The following is an 18,555-nucleotide window of genomic DNA, read 5'->3' on the forward strand; positions in this document are numbered from 1 at the left end:
ACCCACCGGCTCAGCCACGGACTCGTGCTCGATCGTCATCTCACTCACTTGGCGTCTCCATGATCAACAGATCCGCCGTTTATTAGACACTCCCGCTCGCCCCGCGGCGTGGCGGCCGTTGTCGGGCGGGGGTGAGGGAATTGTTCGAGTACGGCGAGGTAGGGCAAGTCTTCCAGGCGCTGGTCAAGGAGGAACCGGCGTGTGACTTCGAGGTGCTCGCGTGTACGGGTGAGGAAGACGAAGTGGTCTGCTTCCTTGATGGTGGCGAATACCGAGCCCGGTGACAGGGCGGCCAGGGCGCGGCACTCCGGCGGGCGGGAGACGACGTCGTGTTCGCCGGTCACGGCCAGCAGGGGCATCGTGATCGCCGTGGGTTGAGGTGCGTCTCGAAGGAGCCTCAAGCAGCGGATCCAGATGTCGATCTGCTGGTCGTCGGTGTTGCTGATGAGGTCGTCGAGAACCCAGCGCAGCGCGGCGCGTCCGCGTACGGGTAGTGCGGGGTCCTGGCACAGCAGGGCCGCAGCTACGTAATCCGCCATCTCGTGGCGCGCTGAGCTTTTCATCCGGTCCGCCAGTACGGCTGCGCTGATGCCGGGGGGAAGGTGGTCGCGGGGGTGCCCGGTGGCGCCGGTGAGGGCGACTCGTTCGATGCGCTGGGGGTGGCGGACTGCGAGACGGTAGGCGATCTCTCCTCCGTGCGAGGTGCCGCACACGTTGACTCGGGCGAGCCCGAGTTGGTCCAGTACGGCGGCGAGGCCGTCGGCGAGGTCGTCGAGTGTGTGGTCTTGTGGCAGGACGCCGGGGGCGGAGATGCCTGCGATGCGGACTGCCACCACGTCCGCGAGCGGCAGCAGTGCCTCGAGCTGAGGCCGGATCGCGGCCTGGCCTTCGGCGAGGGCTCGAACGGCCAGGATCGGTGCGATGCGGGGTGAGGGACTGGTTCGGGTCTCGACCTCCAACACCAACCCTTTGCTGGTGACGGTCTGGGTGGTTCTGGGGCGTCGATCCATCGGTGGTCCGCTCCTGATGGTGGTCGGCGTGTGTGAGTCAGGCTGGGCGTGACCTGGGGGGCGCGGGGTTCAGCTGTTCGACGCGGATGCTCTCTGGTTCTCCGGGTCGGTCTGCCCCGGGCGGGGCGTGGTGATCTTTCTAGCAGCCAGTGCGCAAACTGCCGGGGTGTGGCAGCGCAGACGGGTGACCTCTGCGGATAAGCGATCCCTTGGGGGACGGCTTGCGGTCGGCGTCCGCACAGGTCAATGGCGGGGGCGAGGAGGGGGCGGAGGGCGGGCGGCGCGGGTGCCGGACCCTTGCCCTGTCGGCACGCCTGATGTGCCGTTTCTTGGCGTTGCGTGCCTCGTTGATCTCCGCGAAGGGTCTTGTGTGGCGAGGTTGAGGTCGAGAGGGACGAGCGGCGGTCGGCCGGGTCGTCCGGTGAGGAAGGCGAACCATGGCGAGCACGGTTTACGAGAAGCTGGTCGGCATCTTGGACGAGACGTTCCGGGTGGAGCCGGAGGTGATCCGGGCCGACGCCACGTTGGCGGAGCTGGAGCTGGATTCCCTGGCCGTGGCCGAGCTCGCTGCCATGGTGCAGGACGAGTTCGGCGTCAGGGTGAGCGGCCAGGAGGTGGGGAAGGACTCCACGCTGGGCGAGGTGGCCGCCGTGATCGGCGCCAAGTTGCCGTCTGCTGCCGTGGCCGGAGGGTGAGCGGGAGCGAGATCGCCGTGACCGGCTTGGGGATGGTCACGGCGGCCGGGGCGGGGGTGAATGCGACCTGGCGGCGGGTGTGTGAGGGCTCTTCCACCGCGGCGGACGCCGACCCGGCTCTAGCGGGGATGCCGGTCGACTTCTGCGCGTCCGTGCCCGGGCCGGATCTCGGTGTGGTCGGGCGCCGTACGGTCTACCGGCTGGACCGGTTCGTCCAGCTGGTCCTGGTCGCCGCGCACGAGGCGCTGGCCGACGCGGCTTTGGTCGCGGCCGACTGGGACGGTACGCGGGTGGGTGTGGTGATCGGGTGCGGTATGGGGGGTGTGGCGACCTGGGAGAAGCAGCATGCCCGGCTGTTGGGGCGGGGCTCGGAGGCCGTCTCTCCCCTGCTGGTTCCGATGATGACGCCGAATATGGCCGCCGGTGAGGTCGCGCTGGCCTGTGGTGCGCAGGGGCCGAGTTTCGTGGTGTCGACGGCGTGCGCGTCGGGGGCCACGGCCATTGCCTCGGCCCGCGGCCTGCTGGCCTCGGGTGAGTGCGACATCGTCATCGCCGGCGGGACGGAAGCGGCGAACACCGCGCTGACGGTGGCCGGGTTCGCGAACCTCGGGGCTCTGTCGCGGCGGTGCGCCGATCCACGGGCCGCGTCCAGGCCGTTTGATACGGATCGGGACGGCTTCGTGATGGCGGAAGCCGCGGCCGTGCTGGTGCTGGAGCGCGCCGAGCATGCCTTGGCCCGCGGCCGCCGTCCCAGGGCGCTGCTGGCCGGCTGCGGTGCGGCGACCGATGCCTACCATCCCACCGCTCCGCACCCCCAGGGGCGCGGAGCCCGCGAGGCGATGCGCGCGGCGTTGCGCGATGCGGGGCTGGCCCCGGGTGATGTGGACCATGTCAACGCGCACGGTACGTCGACCGTCCTGAACGACGCTGTGGAAGCCCGGGTCATCAGCGGTGTGCTGACGCACGGGCCGTTGGTGACGTCCACCAAGGGCGTGCTGGGGCACTCTCTGGGTGCCACCGGCGCCGTCGAAGCGGCGTTGACGGTACTGGCGATCGAACAGTCCACGGTTGCGCCCACGGCCAACTGCGAGAACCCCGACCCGGTGCTGGACCTCAACCTGGTCACCAAGATCCCGACGCGGCAGCGCGTGAGAGCGGCCTTGTCGAACTCGTTCGGGTTCGGCGGCCACAACGTCGTGCTGGCTTTCCGCACCCCCTGAAGCATCCGGCGTCCGGCGAAAGGAGCGCGCTGTTCATGGACACCGTCACTACACTCCCGGCCGCGCCGCCGGCACCGCGCGGCATCATCCGCCGGCTCCACTCCCGCCAAGGCCGCGAGGACCCCTTCCCGCTGTTCGAGGAGATCCGCACAGCCGGACCGGTCGTGAGCCTGGGCCCCCACGCACTCCTGGTCACCAGGTACGCCGAGTGCGCCCAGATCTTGTCCGACCGCGTCTGGCAGGTCCCCGACCAGCAGTGGCGCAGCGAACGCGGTATCCACACCAGCGGTGCCGGTTCCGGTGTCATGGCCACACTCCCCCGGCTCAACCCTCCCCGGCACAGCCAGCTGCGGCACCTCCTCGCGGGGCCGTTCACACCTCGGACGCTCGACCGGCTCCGGCCCACGATTCGCGAACTGGTCCGTAGCCATCTCGACGGTCTGGAAGCAGAATTGGAGCATCACGGGCGGGCGGAGTTCATGGGCACGGTGGCCCGCGCGCTACCGGTCGCCGTCATGTGCGCGATTCTGGGCCTGCCCCTGTCGGATGCGTCCCTGCTGTCCCACTACAGCGTGCAGACCGCACCGCTGACGGAGCCGTTCGCGACACCCGCGCAGATCGCCGCCGCCGATGCAGCCGGCGCCGACTTCCACGCCTACGTGCTGGCCCTCCTGGAGTCCAGCTTGCAGGCTGGTGGCAATGGGCTGTTGTCGCAGTGGCTGACCCATGAGCGGTTGGAGAGCGGGCAGCTGTCTGTGAGCGACCTGGCGGCCAACGTCGTCTTCCTCGTCGGGGCGGGAGTGGAGACCACCTCGTCCCTGTTCGCCACCGCCCTCCTGGCCCTGGAACAGCATCCGCGGCAGGCGGCATGGCTCAAGGCCCACCCCGGAGCATGGCCTCAGGCCGTCGAGGAACTGATGCGGTGGGATCCCTCCGTCCACAACGCCGTCCGCGTCCCCGCCCAGAACACCGTGCTGGCAGGCATCGCGGTGCCGGCCGGGACCCTTGTCCACGCCCTGATCGCCGCCGCCAACCGCGACTGCGATCAGTTCACGAATCCTCACGATCTCGACTTCCAGCGCCGCCCGCAGCGCAGCCTCGCCTTCGGCGGCGGTCTCCACTACTGCCTCGGCGCACCCCTGGCCCGCCTGAACGCCGCCGAGTTCCTCCCTGAACTCCTGCGGCGCTTCCCCACCCTGCGCACCGACGGACCAGCTGTGCGGCCCGCCGGACTCAACCTGCGCACCGTCATCACGCTCCCCGTCACCCGCGACCGGCTCGCCTCCTGACCTGCCCCGGCGCCGCCGGCCTGTTATCGCGTCCAGCGAACGCCTGCCCGACGCGGGCCGCTGCGCCCCGGGGCACCGGCCGCTACCGGGCCGAACGCCGCGGCTGGAGCGGCGCGCGGGCCGCGTCCTGGGAAGCGGTGCGGCGATCGGGTCCGGTCACCGCAGCCGGGGGCCGGGTATGCGGTGGGCCGGTCCGGGGAGGCTTGCGGGTGAGAGTCCACCAGTTGGCGTCTCCTGCCAGGCACATGACGGCGGGGACGAGGAGAGCGCGTACGACGGTGGCGTCCAGGAGAACGGCCAGGGCGAGACCCACGCCGACCATCTTCAGCACCAGCAGGGACGAGGTGGCCAGCGCGGCCATCACGCCCGCGAATGTGAGGGCGGCCCACGTGAACAGGCGGCCGGTACGGTCCAGGCCCTCGGCCACGGCAAGGCGCGTGTCGCCGCATGCCTCGTACTCCTCGCAGATCCGGGCCAGGAGGAAGATCTCATAGTCCATGGACAGGCCGAACGCGATACAGAACACCATGATCGGCAGGAGGGCGTCGGTGGCTCCGGTGACGGCGAACCCGCCCAAGGCGTCGGCGTAGTGCCCGTCCTGGAAGACGTAGACCAGCGCACCGAAGGTGGCGCTCAGGCTGAGCGTGTTCAGCAACAGAGCCTTGACGGCCAGGACGGGCCTCCGAGTCAGCGCCAGGACCAGCGTGAGCATGGCCAGCACCATCATGAGCAGGGCCAGCGGTACCCGGCTGGCCAGGGCGTCCTGTACGTCGGCGAGTCTGGCTCCCGGACCGCTGACCAGGGCAGGGGCGGGAGCCGGCAGGCTGCGAAGCGAGCGGGCGAGGTCGCGCATGGCCGGCGTGTACGGCTCACCGCGCGTGGTCACAGCCAGCCGGACCCCGCCCTGTGACATGTACTGCCCAGCCCGAGCCGGATCCGCGGTGACCTTGTTCTCGGCGGTTCGGTCTGCGCTGTACGAGCCGGTCGCGGTGTCCACCCGCACCACGCCGGGCAGCGAGGAAACGTGCCGCGCGTAGTCCTGCAGAGCTGCACGCCGCGCCCGCGCGTCGAAGTCCGGCAAGATGACGTCCGTAGCGGTGACGGTGCTGTTCGCCTCGAAGTCCCGGCGAAGCTGCTCACCGGCGCGTCCCGCCGCGGATGCCGGGGGAAGGACACGGTCGTCGAACAGCGTGAAGCGCACGTGTGCGAACGGCGACGCCAGCAGAACGAGCCCGGCCACGACCGCGACCGTCACGGTGGCCGGACGGCGCATCACCCACACCGCGGTCCTGCCCCAGCTGCCCGGCCTGTGTTCATCCCGTGTGCGATCGCCGCGTCGCGACCTGCAGCGCGCGAAGACATCGAAGCGGTCCACCCGGCTGCCGAGCAGGGCCAGCACCGTCGGCAGCACCAGCAGCGTCCCGGCCGCAGCCAGCACGACAACGCTGATCCCGCCGTAGGCGATGGACCGAAGAACGGTGTGCGGGAACACCAGGAGCGCCACGAGAGACAGAGCGACCGTGGCGGCGGAGAAGGCCACGGTCCGGCCCGCGGTACGCATCGAGATACGCAACGCCTCGTGCGCGTGCCGACCGGCGGCCAGTTCCTCACGGTAGCGGCTCAGCACGAACAGGCTGTAGTCCACGGCCAGGGCGAAGCCCAGGGCGCTGCTGATGCTGCTCGCGTAGACCGACACCGTCGTCCACGTCGTCAGCGCCCGCAGCACTGCCATCGATCCGGTCAGCGCCAGAGCGCCCACCAGGACCGGGAGCAGGGCCGCCACCGCTGAGCGGAAGACCACCAGCAGCAGGAGGGCCGTCAGTGGCAGCGCCAGCAGCTCACCGCGCAGCCGATCGTGCTCGGCCTGCCGCATGATTTCCGCCCGGACCACCGCTTCACCACTGGCCAGCACCTCAAGCGCGCCCTGGCGCCCGGTGACGTGCGGCAGGAGCCGTCCGGCCGCCTGCGTCGCCGCATCCTCCCGGCCGCGCAACTGCACCACCAGCAACGCGGCCCGCCCGTCGTGCGAGCGAAGCTCAGGCGCCTGCGCGGACCAGAAGGAGACGACGTTCGCGACCGCCGGATCCGCAGCCAGACGCCGCTGCAGCTCCAGACCGGCCGCAGTAGGGGCGCCGGCATCCACCGGCTGCCGGGCACGTGCGACCAAAATCATGTTCGCGCGTGGAGCATGGAACTGAGAGGCCAGGACCCGATCGCCGCGTGCAGACTCCGCGGAAACCGGCACGACGTCCCCGGCCGTCATGTGCTCGCCAGCCGAAGCCCCGTACCAAGCCGCCACAACGGCGAACATCAGAGCCAGGAAGACCACGAGACGACGATGGCGCACCAAACCCAACGGCCGCCGTGCGTCGTCCTGGACCGAGTCGGCCGTACCCACGGCAGCGGCGTCGGACCCTGTCCGCAGATACATACTCGCTCCCCACGTCCCATGCAGAACAGGGTCGCCCATCAGTCACCGCCCCGTCACCTGCACAAACGAGGACACGAGCAGAACGTGGCGCAGCAAACCCCTCACCCCTCGGCGTAGGCCCCCGGGAGTCGAAGCAGACAGCCGGGGCCGCGAGGGGGGCCGCGCCCCGACAGCGCGAAAGCGCCCGGCTGTGTGGTGTGGAGCCGGGGCCGTCGGCCCTCCAGACCCGGCAGCCGCGCAGCCGGGCAGCCGGTCCGTGAGAGTCGGACCGGCAGGAGATCGCCTGGATGCTCGGCACCCGCTTCACGCCGAGACCGGCGCCGACGCACGGCGGTCGTACTCGTCGAGCCAGGGCTATGCGGAAGGTGGGCTGATGGCGGACGCCGATGAGCAGCAACTGTTCGCCGAGGCGTGCCTGCACGGGCTGCGGGCGCGGCTGCGTGACGACATCGACTCCCTGGACGGCTATCTACCGCCGCACATTGCTGAGCTGGCCCGGAAGGGCGCCGGGGTGCTGGAGGTTCCGCAGCCGGCTATCGCGTGAGACCGCGCGAAGGGGCCCGGGCGGTGTGACTACCGGGGCACGGCCAGGCTCTGCTCGCGTGGGGCGTCCCACCGACGCGGTCTTCCCCTGCTCCCCCGACTACACCCGGCGCACGCAGCACACATCACCGGGCAATGCTTCCCCAGCCGTTCCCTCTGGAAGCCGGACCCGCCTCCAACCGGTGCCGGGCCCGGCTTGCAGGCCCCTGGGCAGTCTCGTCTCCCCGCAACCGCGCAGGCCACACCCGTTCGACAGAAGCGTGCCCAGGGCCTCTGTGGGGAGGAGAAAAGGTTTTGTGTTTCTGGTACGGGGTGGGGTGGGCAGTTGTGGTTCGGCGTACTGAGCGCATGTGGCAGAAGGTGGGCGTGGTGGGAGCTGCGGTTCAGCAGGTCGCGGGGGGCGTGCCGTGGCTGGGTCACGTGATCCAGTTGGTGCGTGATCCCCTCGCCTTCCTGGCATCCCAGCGGGAAGGCCCGGCAGTGGTCAGGCTCCAGCTCGCGGGGCGCCGGGTGTACTTGGTCACCTGCGGGGAGGCGGCCCGTGAGGTGCTGGTGTCGACGGTGTTCGACAAGGGCGGTCCGTTCATGGACACCGCGCGGGTCCTGGTCGGCAACGGTGTGATCACGTGCAGCAACACGGATCACCGGCGTCAGCAGCCCGTGATGCGGCCCGCGTTCAGCCGGGAGCAGGTGGCCCGCTACGCGCCGGTGATGGGCGAGTGCGTCACGCAGGTGGTCGACGGGTGGCGGGAGGGTGAGCGGCTTGATGTGGAGGCCAGCATGTATGGGCTGGCGGCCCGCGTGGTGGCACGCACCCTGATCGCGGCCCCGGCCGGCCGGGAGGCGGCAGAGACCATGGGCGGGGCGCTGCCGGTGCTGCTGGAGGGCATGTTCCGGCAGATGTTGGTGCCCTGGCCGTTGCTGCACCGGCTCCCGCTGCCGGCCAACCGCCGTTTCCAGCAGGCACAGGCCCGCCTGGAGCGGGCCGTTGCTGAGGTGATCGGGCAGTACCGGGCCGGGAAGGCGCCGGGTGACGACCTGCTGTCCCTGGTCATGGCCGCCCGCGACGACGATGGCCGCCCCCTTGACGACAGCGAGGTCCGTGATCAGGTTCTGTCGGTGCTGGCCGCGGGCGTGGAGACCACCGCTTCCCTGCTCGCCTGGACCCTGCACGCCCTGGCCGCACGCCCGGACGTGGAGTACCGGCTGTGGGCCGAGCTGGACTGCGAGCTCGCCGGCCGTACTCCCGTCTTCGCCGACATTTCGCGCCTGCCCTACACCCGGCAGGTCCTCCTCGAGGTGCTGCGGCTGTGGCCGCCCACCTGGATGCTCTCCCGCACCACCCTCGAACAGGCCGTGCTCGCGGGGTTCAGTGTTCCCGCGGGCGCGGATGTGATCGTCTCCCCCTACGCCCTGCAACGCGACCCGGCCGTCTTCGGCGATCCCGAGGTCTTCGATCCGGACCGGTGGCTTCCCGAACGCGTCACCGCGGCCCAGCGCCAGGCGTTCACGGCCTTCGGCGGCGGGCGCCGGAAGTGCCTGGGTGAGCAGTACGGCATGACCGAGGCTGTCCTCGCTCTCGCTTCGATCAGCAGCCACTGGCAATTACGCAACGCCGGCGCCGCGCCGCTGCAGCCGCTGCCCCGTTTCCTCCTCACCCCCAAAGCCGGCCCCCTCCTCCTCGCCCGCCGCACAGCCTTGTCAGGCGGGCCCCGGGCGGTGGGAGACCAGCGATGAGGGTGGCCGACCACTTTGAAGACGGCGCTCCCGTCCCGGCCCCGCCAGGCGGCAGTACAGGGTCAGGCGAGAGCTACCCGAGGTTCCGGATGCCGCTCTTCCCCCGGTTCGCGCCTGCCAGGCGCCGCCACGGCCTCGAGAGCTTGGAGCGGCGCTGCGCGGACCGCCTGAGCGCGCTTCTCCGTGACGCCTTCACCAGCCAGGAGGAACTGGAGATGTTCCTGGAACATCGCACCAGTCTGTGGAACCTGCTCGCCTACGCCGACGCCCGCGAAGACCGCATCGAGCTGGTCTGTGCGTGGATCGACGTCCTGTTCGCCATCGACGACGTCCTCGCCCACGCCCCGGCATCGAGGATCCGGCAGCTGGGCATCCATGACCTGTCGGCCGTCATCGACGGTGGGCCCCCGCAACTGGATACCGCCTTCACGCGCGCCTTCCGGAAGCTGCGCGAGCAGACTCTGCCCCTCGCGCCCGCACCGCTCTGGCAGCGCTACGCGCGGACCCTGCACGAGTTCCTCCACGCCTGCCACGCAGAGCGGGGCCTCATCGACAGCCGTGCGGTATTGGACCTGCCCACATACGAAAGCCATCGCCACCGGTCGATCGGGGAATGCTGCTTCCCCCTCCTCGAATTCGCCCTCGGCACCGACCTGACCGACCGCCTGGAGGAGCTGCCGGAGCTACGGCGCCTGAACATGCTGGTCGCACGCCACTGGATCGGCGTCAACGACGTCTTCTCCTACCGCAAGGAGCTCTACAGCGGCGACACCATGAACGAGATCAAGCTCGCGCTCGCCGACAACGGCGGCAACCTCCAAGCCGCCGTCGACCGCATCGCCGCGACCGTCCACCGCGTCGAAGCCGAATTCGACGACCTCACCACCACACTGCGGGCGGGCACGGCAGGCCAGACCAGCAGCCTCCGCGCCTACCTCGACGCACTCGAAACGATGATCGCCGGAAACCTCGAATGGTCCTACCTCACCCCCCGCTACAACGGCCGCGGCCACAACTGGAACGGCCTGACCGACGCCACCGTCATCCTCACCCCCCACCGCACCCTGTACCTGCCGCTATAGGAAGGAACGGCCTTGCAGTGGAACGTCACAGTTCGGGCATCTCCTCGGCAGCGACAACTCGGCGTCGGTGTCGATGCCGAGCCGCCGTACGCGCTGGTACTCGTCCGGGTCCTTCCACTGGTGCCTGCTGAGGTCCGGGCCGATGACCAGGTCCGCGGTCAGGGCTCGAAGTGGTGGGGTCAGCGGCTCTGCTAGTCGGCCGACGATCGGTGACTCGTGGTGTCACTGCTCGTTGTGTCCACGGGCCTGGACAGGACCTGCCGCCGACAGGGCATGTCGAGGGCGGGCGCCGGCTGTGCATCCACAGCGGCTCCTGCACGGGGTCCGGTCTCAGCTGTGCGGAGCACTTGTGTGACGCATCAGAACGGGAGATTTCAGTGCTCGAGGGAACAGCGGCCGCGGCCCAGGCGGCATCGAGGATCATGCGTAGGAGGCTGTCGGCACTGTCGTGGCTCTCAGGGGCCGGCCGGACGACCGTCACGGGCCGGCGGCGGGCCGGACCGGGCAAGCACACACGGGCGCTGGTGGCGGCGGCCGTCGGAGGGGCACTGCTCCCCGGCCCAGCCGAACCGGGGGGCGCCGTCCGCTACAACAATGCCGCGCACACGACCCCTGCGCCTGCCGGCCTTGGCCGCATGACGGCCGGTGGACGGGCGATGGCGGCCACGCCCGTCCATGCCGCCGCCGGCCCTCGCATTCAGTTCCTGCGGGCGATTGTGCGTGACACCCTCCCCCACGATCCCCGAGCGTTCACCCAGGGTCTGGAGTTCCGCGGCGCGACCCTCTACGAGAGCACGGGGCTGGTCGGCGAGTCCTCGGTGCGTGCCGGACTGCCAGGCAAGCCGCCCTCCCGACGCGTTGACCTGCCGGCGCCGTACTTCGGCGAGGGCATCACACTGTCCCGCGCCAAACTGTGGCAGCTCACCTGGGATGACGGCATCGCCATCGAACGCGATCCCGTCACACTGCTGGAGCGTCGCCGAGTCAGCTTCCGGGGCGAGGGCTGGGGCCTGTGTCACCAGCGCATCGCCGGGCGGGAACGGCTGGTGATGAGTGACGGCAGCGACCGGCTCACCTTCCGCGACCCCGACACGTTCACGGCGACGGGCGGTATCAACGTGCGCCAGGACGGCGCGCCCGCTACTCAGCTCAACGAACTGGAATGCGCGCCCGACGGCTCCATCTACGCCAACGTGCACATGACGGACACGATCCTGCGCATCGACCCGCGCACCGGTACCGTCACCGCGGACATCGACGCCACCGGGCTTCTTGCCGCATCCGAACGCCGCGAAGACCAGCAACTGAACGGCATCGCCGCCGTACCGGGAACCAACACATTCCTGCTCACCGGCAAACTCTGGCCCCACATGTTCCAGGTCTCCTTCGATCCCCGGCGAGCCATCCCGGCTGCTGCTGCGGCAGGATCTGCCCCGAACTGCGCTACGCACCCCGGAACCTCCCTCTCGTCCCCTCGGGTTGCCAGTCCCCGCATCGCCGCCAGCCGGCCCGCCGTCTGAATTGAAGGCGGCCTACTGGGCGAGGAGCCCCGGGGACCTGTTCACGGCCGTATCGGTGCGCGTGCTCGACCAGGCCGCCGCCCGCCGCCACGCCAGGCGCACCGTCGGGCGGGCACTCGGCGGGGACGGGCGCGCCATCACCCTCGACGAGCCGTGCCGTCGTGCGCGGGGGGGCTCATCGCCCGCACGCATTGCGGGGGCGACCCGTCGGTGACCTGCTCCATCGGCTGGACGGGCACCGCTCCCGCGGGCCTCGACCGGGGTCCCCGGACATGGCGGGGTCTCCGACCTGGCGCCCTGTACGTCGCCCCCGACGCGGCCCGCCGCAAGACAGGGCGCCGTCCGGATCGGCAAGACGGCGAGGGGTCAGGACGCAACATCACTGCACTGCGCAACGCGCCCTCCTCTGCGTCGTTGATCGTGTGGACCGCCGGGATCGCCGGCGCCTAACGGTCAGGAAAGCCATGACACCAGCCATCGACAGACGCGGCGTGCTGAAACTGGGAGGAGCACTGGCAGCAGGCACCACACTGGGGCTTCTTCCCGCAACAGACGCATACGCGCAGTGCTCGAACCCGACCGTGCGACCCGAAGTACGCGAACTGAGTGCCGATCAGTGGAATCGCTTCGCCAACGCGGTCAAGACGCTATACAACGGTGGCGTCGAGAACAGCCACTACAACAAGACAGTCGCCGTCTACTACAACAACCCGGCGGAAAGGGCTGGGGTGGCGGCTTTCCTTCCCTGGCTCCGCCATTACTTGTACCTCTTCGAGCTGGACCTTCGGAGGGTCGACCCGTCGGTTCGCCTGCCCTACTGGGACTGGACCAAGGACTCCGAGTCCCCAGGACAGCCGCCGGTGGTGAGCGCCTCCTACTTCGGGGGCACCCGCCGGCCCGGCGACGGCACCGTAGTCGACGGAACCTTCGCCCACTGGAAGTGCACCATCCCCCGAAGCCACACCCTGCGCCGCAGAGGAAAAAGTGTCCCCGCTCTGCCCAGCCCGACGGACGTCGAAAACCTCCTTAACAGCCACCGCGGGAGTTATGACCAGTTCAGGGTGGCCCTGGAGCAGACATTCAACACAGTGCTCCAAGCGATCGGTGGGAAAGACGGCGACCTGTCGTCCACGGCCGCGCCGAACGACCCGCTCTTCTGGGTCATCGCGTGCTTCACCGACCTGCTGTGGTGGGAATGGCAGAAGCGAAACCCCAACCTGGCCAACACCTACAGCAGCAGCGTGAATGCCACCCTGCCACCGTTCAACGTGACCGTCCGTTCAACGTTCAGCACCACGTCCGGCAGCTACTGCTACCGCTACAAGCGCTGGCCAGCCAGAGGGGACTCGGGCTGAGAAGCCCCCACCGGGCCCGACCGCTCCGGCATCGCGCCGTGCGTCCTGAGACACCTCAGAACACACGCCAGTCCATACTCAAACAACCCCCCTTGATCAGCTTCAACACGCCGGTCCAATAGGGAATTGGCGGCCAGACCCTCGACGCCGGAGACGTCCGTCCAGTCCTCCAGCCACTCCCTGGCCTCGTCCGGGTCGGTGGTCATAGGGCACAGCGTCCACGGGGCGGTCAGTGCGCGGGCCGCGAAGAGGACCTCCAGGCGTCGGCGGCGCTCGGCGTAGGGCAGGGCCAGCAGCTCGATGCCGTCGATCTGCAGGGCGTCGAAGGCGATGAAGAACGCGGGGGCCTTCGCGGCGAGCGCGGTGGCGGTGCGGCCGCGGGCGGCGGCCCGGCGCTGGAGGGGCTTCGAAGGACAGCCGGCCGGCTGCGGTGCCCCAGACGACGAGCTCGCCATCGAGGACCAGGCCCTCGGGCAGTTACTCGGCGGCCGCGACCAGGTCAGGGAACCGGTCCTGGACGAGAGAGCCCGCGCCGAGTCTGCAGGAGCAGCCGGCCGCCCGAACTGGCGGGGGTGAAGAGGATCGCGCGGTGGCCGTCGAACTTCTGTTATGCACTGTCGAGCTGTCCACGGGCCATCGGCCTACAGCATGTTGATCACGGGATGCGAGTGCACTCCTTCGATTCCTCCGTACTGGTGCACCCGTCCAGTACGGCAACCTCCTCTCTGAGGCTTGCTCGTTGAGGCAGTGACGACTTGAGCGGTCGGTACGACGAAATGCCTTCTGAAATGTTGGGAGCAAGGATGATCAAGAACGAGCGACTGCGGCACGGACTGGTCGTGGCGGGCACCGTGGCAGCGGCACTGGGAGGCGGTATCGGTGGCGCGCAGGCCGCGGAGGTTGGAGCGCTGGCGCCGGCGCTTGTCGGGGTTGCGCAGGACGCCGGCGCGACGGCGCAGCCGGTCGTGGGTGACGAGCTGCCCGAGCTGGGGAACCAGGTGGCGGCCAGTGGGGCCGCCACCGGTCTGGACAGCATCACCGAGGCCAGCCCCATCCTCATCGGCGGCAACACCGACCTTTCCATCCTTCAAAACCTTTTCGGCGGGCCACACGGATGAGTTTGAGGGTTGACAGCGGTCAGGTGTCTGCCCATCTGGGCGAGTTCGTCGACCAGATGGGCAGGCACCTTACGGCTGGGGAGGTTGAGGGGTTCTTCACCGCGCAGGCGGCGCTTGGTGTTCTCGCAGCCTCGGGATGGGCTGACGGCCATGTGCGGCAGCTGCTCGGCGAGGTGTGCCGGCATCCGGACCAGGGTGTTGCCGGTGCCGCCGACGCGGGCATTGTTGTCGCCCAAGAGCCGGGCTGGTCCCTCACCCTGAGGGCGTGGCCCGCGCCCGTCCAGTCGGGTCTGCTGGTCAGTGCTGCCGCCCACTGCCTGATCGCCCCCCTCGGTGTGGAGCCAGCCGGTCTGGAGGTCTACACCCGGCCGCGCCACGCACGCCCCGATGCCCTCGACCACCAGGCACTCACCCCACTCGGCACCTACCAGGTGGCCAAGGGCCACGTACTTGCCCTGCACGCCGAACAGCACCTGGGAGTCTTCACCGAGCCCGCAGCCCCGTACCCGCACCTACTGCTCGCCACGCCGCCGGTCTTGCCGTACCGCTTCGCCTACGACCGCGCCACGCTGCGCCCTGTGCAGGTCATCAGCGCGGATCTCACCGCGACCCGGCTCACCTACGCCATCCGCCTCCTCGGCGCCGCCGGCAGGGCCACCTCCGTGCCCCGCCTCGAAGACCTCGCCGCCCATCCGCAGCACCAGGTGCGCTGGGAAGCCATCCGCGCCCTGTTCCGCATCGACCGCCAAGCGGGCACCATCCGTCTGCGGGAAGCCGCCGCACGCGATCCGCACCCCGAGATCAGGGCTACCGCGGCCGCCGCCCTCGGCATTCCCCCGGTAGCCGCCCCCCGGCCTGTGTGGACCGTCTGAGAGGACCCCGTTCGTGGCCTACACCCTCGCTGGCGAGCGGCAGCCGAGCATCGGCCTGGCCGACTACCTCGACCACATCCAAGCGACCGTCGACACGGGCGACACCGACTCCGTCCTCGGCTCGGCCGACGCCCTGCGCGCACTGAGCAGCGACCCAGACCTGCTGGTGGACCACCTGAACCGAGAGCTCGCCGATCTTGCCTCCTGGCAGAACGGCAACCCCTACATGGGGCCGGCGCTGCTCCTCGGACGTGGCGACAGCTTCACCGTCAGGGCGAACATCTGGCTTCCCCCCACCGGCATGCAACTGCAGCAGGAACAGTCGCTCCACTCCTACGAGCTGCCCCACGACCACCCCTTCTCGTTCCTCACCGTCGGCCACCTCGGCCCCGGCTACGCGACCACCATCTGGGAATACGACCCCCACCAGGTCACCGGGCAGGTGGACGAGCGGGTCGAACTCCGGCTGCTCGAACACACCGAGCTCCCGCCGGGGAAGGTCATGTTCTACCGGGCCAGCCGCGACATCCACACCCAGCACCACCCGCCTGCCCTCTCCGTCTCCCTCAACCTCCTCATCCACCACCGCGACAACCCGTATGCGGAGCAGCGGTTCTTCGACACCGACCGCCAGCGCCTCACCCGCAGCACGCCGAGCTCCACGGCCCGCAGCCACCAGATCCTCTGTGACCTCGCCGGCCACCTCGGCGACCAGCGCACCGCCCCGCTCCTCGAACACCTCACCACCACCCACCCCGCCCCCGCCGTCCGCGCAGGTGCCCTGGACAACGTCGTCCGCATCCTCGGCCCCGCAGCCGAACCAGCCCTACGGCAAGCGGCTGACGACCCCCACCCCGTCGTCCACACCCCCGCACGAAACACCCTGAACGGCCGGACAGGACACACCGCGCACGAGTAAGGACCCGCCACAGCCCCCCGTCATATAGGCGTGATGCCGACCTGCGAAGAAGATCCCAGCAAGGTACATAAGCGGGGGCACCTCGCCCGATAGCCCCGGCATCAGCCACGGCCACAAGAGACAACGGACAGCCCACAACCCTGTCCATAGCTTCTGCTCAAAAGCCAGGCCCGGACCGGACCGGGGCACGGCCGGGATCGTCTCGGCGGCCTTCGCCAGCATCGGCGCGACCGGAGGCCTCAGCACCACGTCCGCACACCTCCACCCACGTACCAGCCCCCCACGCCCAGCTTGCCGCCCACCCCGCCTCCCGACCCGCACACAACGCCGGACGGGTACAGCCGGGCCGCTGTCCCGTCTCAAATGATCTGGTCCGTGAGCAAGGTTGTGAGCTGCGGCGACCAGATCGGCTGAGACGCCAGGATGCCGGACATCTCAGTTGACCTGGTCCCGCAGGCGTGGATACGGGTCGCCATCTCAGTGGATCTGGGCCGCGGCGGAGGCGGATCTGGGCGGTACCAACTCTGGGCGGTGGATGCCGTCGGCAACTGCATCGGCTTCCGGCATCAGGGAATACACGAAGCTGTTGGGGCGTGATGCCGAGCGAGAGCCATCCGGGCGGGGCTGTTGCGGTGCCCGAGACGGACGGACCAAGGCGCGACTGACTACTTGGGGTGGTTCTCCGAGGCATGGTTGACCGTGTACTTGGGGATCTCGACGACCAGGTCCTCCTCACCGATCATGGCCTGGCACGCGAGCCGCGACTGCGCCTCCAGCCCCCAGGCCATGTCGAGCAGGTCCTCTTCCTTGTCGGCGAGCTCGCCCAGCGAGGCGAAACCCTCACGTACCAGGACATGACACGTGGTGCAGGCGCACGACTTCTCGCAGGCGTGCTCGATTTCGATGTCGTGATCCAGCAACGCGTCGCAGATGCTTTGGCCTCGGGGGGCCTCGATGACCACGCCTCCAGGACAGTAGGTGGGATGAGGAAGGACCACGATCTGTGTCATGCGCAGCACTCTAGGCAACTCGCCGCGCGCCCGTAGGGTGATCTGAGAACGCGTCATCGTGCCCTTGACCGGAGACAACGGCGTTCCAGCGGACCAGATCGACTGCGACGTCGAACGAATCGAACCAGATCATTTGAGACCGGGACCGGATCGGCTGAGACGGGACAGCGCCGATGTGACCTGCAACACGTCCGCCGGTGACCTGTCTCAGGGAAGGTTGAGTGGCCGTTTCGGGACCATAGTTCCAAGGGCCCCACGTGATGATCATGGAAGAGTGGCGATGTCGAGACTCGGTCGCTGAGTACTCATCCAGCGGATCGCAGCTTCCATGGTGCTGTCCTGGCTGTTGCCGGGGTTTCGCGTATCGTCTGGGAGCTCTTCGTCGGGTGGGATCGGGCCCTCGTAGATCCGGCCGGTCCGATCTGCTTCTCTGGCCTGGGTAACGATGATCATCGCGCCGTCGGCGAGACGGTGGGAGTCGTTGGCTGTGGGAACACCGCGTGTGGGTTGGCCGAAACTTCGCGTACGTGGCTGTCCGCGGAAGGCGATCGTTACGGCCTCGGCCGCACTGGCGGTGCGCTTGCTGGTGAGCACGGCAACTGGCGGATCCGGATGTGTCAATGGTTCGTAGGGGCCCCAGGTGTCGCGGTACGCCTTCGGTGTTCCATCCTGGAGTGTCCAGGCAGTCCGCTTGCCGTCGGACTCTACGAACGTGCCGATGTCACCGTCGTTCAGGAGGCGTCCGACTGAGGCCAGTGGTCCCCACATGTCGCCACCCGTGTTGCTGCGCAGGTCAACGATCCAGCCGCGGGCTCCCTGCCGGTCCATGTCCTGTACGACTGTCCGGGCGTGGCGGACGTAGGCCGCGGCGGCCTTGTCGGACGCGACCGAGGGCAGCACAAGGTAGCCGATGCCTCCAGGCAGCAGCCGGCCTTCAGGCAGTACGGAGTTCTCCGATGAAGGGCTCAGAGCCGCCTTGGCCTCCTCCGGGGTCATGAACTGGCTGTGCTGGTCGCCCAAGTTCCGGAGTGCTTCGCGAACGGCCCCATAGGTCTCGGCCTGTGTGCGCGCTTTCGCGCCGCGGGTGAAGGCGTTCTGGCGTATCGTCGACCAGTCAAGGTCACTCTTGTACAGCGAGTTTCCCTCCATGACGTCCAGCGCGGTGATGAGGTATTCGCGGGCGTCGGGTGACATCGCGGATCCCGGCGCCGAAGGCTCAGCGGTACAGCCGGTGGCAATTATCAGCGCCGCTATGGCCGCCACCGCGCGGCGCCGTGTCGGCATCTTCTTCGACATGTCCCGCATTGCGTCTCTGTTACTCCCTCTTGATGTTCTGGCTGACATGTCGTGAGACGGGTGGATCCCGCTATCCGCAGTTCGCGGCCGAGCTGGCAGGAGAATGCCGTCGCGCCGGCTGACCAGTAAACCCTTGACCGCCCACGACCCGAAAGACCTTGGAGAACCCGACCCCCGCGCCGGGACTCCGCCATGCTCAAGTAACGAAGTCACCTCGCCCACCTGGCAGCAGACGATCAGCGACGTCTCATCACCCCAACCGAAACGGCGAGGCTAGTGTGATGCGCCAGAATCCGGTGGTTAAGTCTGTAGCCTGTTGTCATGTCGCCGGGTCCTCGTGCCGTTGAAGTCCGCCTGTCCGACGAGGAACGCGCTGAGTTGTCTCGTTGGGCGAGTGGGGCGGTGGCACCACGGTTCGCGGAGCGTGCTCGCATCGTGCTGGCGTGCGCGAGTGGGGC

At 69.1% G+C, this 18,555-nt stretch carries 16 protein-coding genes; 11 read left to right on the forward strand and 5 right to left on the reverse strand.

Annotated elements, in window-relative coordinates; translation table 11 throughout:
* Positions 1 to 44: 44 nt before the first annotated feature.
* On the reverse strand, positions 45 to 1,010 hold the full coding sequence (locus ACFWB8_RS34145) for an alpha/beta fold hydrolase (protein WP_385236241.1): 966 nt from the start codon (positions 1,008 to 1,010) through the stop codon (positions 45 to 47).
* A gap of 437 nt (positions 1,011 to 1,447) precedes the next feature.
* Between ACFWB8_RS34145 and ACFWB8_RS34150 the strand changes: the two genes are divergently transcribed.
* The 3 genes from ACFWB8_RS34150 to ACFWB8_RS34160 are packed head-to-tail and all read left to right on the forward strand — an operon-like array spanning position 1,448 to position 4,214.
* Positions 1,448 to 1,705, forward strand: a complete 258-nt coding sequence (locus tag ACFWB8_RS34150) for an acyl carrier protein (RefSeq protein WP_385236244.1) — start codon at positions 1,448 to 1,450, stop codon at positions 1,703 to 1,705.
* A gap of 17 nt (positions 1,706 to 1,722) precedes the next feature.
* Complete coding sequence (locus ACFWB8_RS34155; protein WP_385236247.1) at positions 1,723 to 2,925, forward strand: beta-ketoacyl-[acyl-carrier-protein] synthase family protein; 1,203 nt, start codon at positions 1,723 to 1,725, stop codon at positions 2,923 to 2,925.
* A gap of 35 nt (positions 2,926 to 2,960) precedes the next feature.
* Positions 2,961 to 4,214: a cytochrome P450 gene (locus tag ACFWB8_RS34160; protein WP_385236250.1), complete on the forward strand. Its 1,254-nt coding sequence runs from the start codon at positions 2,961 to 2,963 to the stop codon at positions 4,212 to 4,214.
* 82 nt (positions 4,215 to 4,296) lie between these two features.
* Here the strand turns inward: ACFWB8_RS34160 and ACFWB8_RS34165 are convergent, their stop codons facing one another.
* Positions 4,297 to 6,684, reverse strand: coding sequence for an MMPL family transporter (locus ACFWB8_RS34165; protein WP_385236253.1), 2,388 nt, complete (start codon positions 6,682 to 6,684; stop codon positions 4,297 to 4,299).
* A 334-nt stretch (positions 6,685 to 7,018) separates the two neighbouring features.
* On the opposite strand from ACFWB8_RS34165, the gene ACFWB8_RS34170 reads away from it, so the two are divergent.
* From ACFWB8_RS34170 to ACFWB8_RS34190, 5 genes are all read left to right on the forward strand, one after another.
* Positions 7,019 to 7,189, forward strand: a complete 171-nt coding sequence (locus tag ACFWB8_RS34170) for a hypothetical protein (protein WP_385236256.1) — start codon at positions 7,019 to 7,021, stop codon at positions 7,187 to 7,189.
* A gap of 368 nt (positions 7,190 to 7,557) precedes the next feature.
* Positions 7,558 to 8,925 (forward strand): cytochrome P450, encoded by a 1,368-nt coding sequence (locus ACFWB8_RS34175; RefSeq protein ID WP_385236259.1) that lies wholly within the window; start codon positions 7,558 to 7,560, stop codon positions 8,923 to 8,925.
* A gap of 89 nt (positions 8,926 to 9,014) precedes the next feature.
* Positions 9,015 to 10,007 carry a hypothetical protein gene (locus ACFWB8_RS34180; RefSeq protein ID WP_385236262.1) on the forward strand — a complete coding sequence of 331 codons (993 nt, stop codon included), beginning with the start codon at positions 9,015 to 9,017 and terminating at the stop codon, positions 10,005 to 10,007.
* 656 nt (positions 10,008 to 10,663) lie between these two features.
* Positions 10,664 to 11,527, forward strand: coding sequence for a glutaminyl-peptide cyclotransferase (locus ACFWB8_RS34185; protein WP_385236265.1), 864 nt, complete (start codon positions 10,664 to 10,666; stop codon positions 11,525 to 11,527).
* Positions 11,528 to 11,991: 464 nt separating this feature from the next.
* Complete coding sequence (locus ACFWB8_RS34190) at positions 11,992 to 12,882, forward strand: tyrosinase family protein (protein WP_385236268.1); 891 nt, start codon at positions 11,992 to 11,994, stop codon at positions 12,880 to 12,882.
* On the opposite strand, the gene ACFWB8_RS34195 is transcribed toward ACFWB8_RS34190, so the two are convergent.
* Positions 12,846 to 13,337, reverse strand: coding sequence for a hypothetical protein (locus tag ACFWB8_RS34195; RefSeq protein WP_385236271.1), 492 nt, complete (start codon positions 13,335 to 13,337; stop codon positions 12,846 to 12,848). The genes ACFWB8_RS34190 and ACFWB8_RS34195 overlap by 37 nt on opposite strands.
* 348 nt (positions 13,338 to 13,685) lie before the next feature.
* On the opposite strand from ACFWB8_RS34195, the gene ACFWB8_RS34200 reads away from it, so the two are divergent.
* The 3 genes from ACFWB8_RS34200 to ACFWB8_RS34210 all read left to right on the forward strand — a co-directional run bounded on the left by ACFWB8_RS34200 (position 13,686) and on the right by ACFWB8_RS34210 (position 15,791).
* Positions 13,686 to 14,000, forward strand: a complete 315-nt coding sequence (locus ACFWB8_RS34200) for a hypothetical protein (protein WP_385236274.1) — start codon at positions 13,686 to 13,688, stop codon at positions 13,998 to 14,000.
* A gap of 152 nt (positions 14,001 to 14,152) precedes the next feature.
* A complete protein-coding gene (locus ACFWB8_RS34205) occupies positions 14,153 to 14,872 on the forward strand; it encodes a HEAT repeat domain-containing protein (protein WP_385236277.1) in 720 nt (239 codons plus the stop codon).
* Between the two features lie 13 nt (positions 14,873 to 14,885).
* Positions 14,886 to 15,791 (forward strand): HEAT repeat domain-containing protein, encoded by a 906-nt coding sequence (locus ACFWB8_RS34210; protein WP_385236280.1) that lies wholly within the window; start codon positions 14,886 to 14,888, stop codon positions 15,789 to 15,791.
* A 665-nt stretch (positions 15,792 to 16,456) separates the two neighbouring features.
* Here the strand turns inward: ACFWB8_RS34210 and fdx are convergent.
* Positions 16,457 to 16,801, reverse strand: coding sequence for an ISC system 2Fe-2S type ferredoxin (fdx, locus tag ACFWB8_RS34215; RefSeq protein ID WP_385236283.1), 345 nt, complete (start codon positions 16,799 to 16,801; stop codon positions 16,457 to 16,459).
* 264 nt (positions 16,802 to 17,065) lie between these two features.
* Complete coding sequence (locus tag ACFWB8_RS34220) at positions 17,066 to 18,097, reverse strand: S41 family peptidase (protein ID WP_385236286.1); 1,032 nt, start codon at positions 18,095 to 18,097, stop codon at positions 17,066 to 17,068.
* Positions 18,098 to 18,555 lie beyond the last annotated feature (458 nt).

The organism is Streptomyces sp. NPDC060031, from assembly GCF_042736805.1.
Taxonomy (GTDB): Bacteria; Actinomycetota; Actinomycetes; order Streptomycetales; family Streptomycetaceae; genus Streptomyces.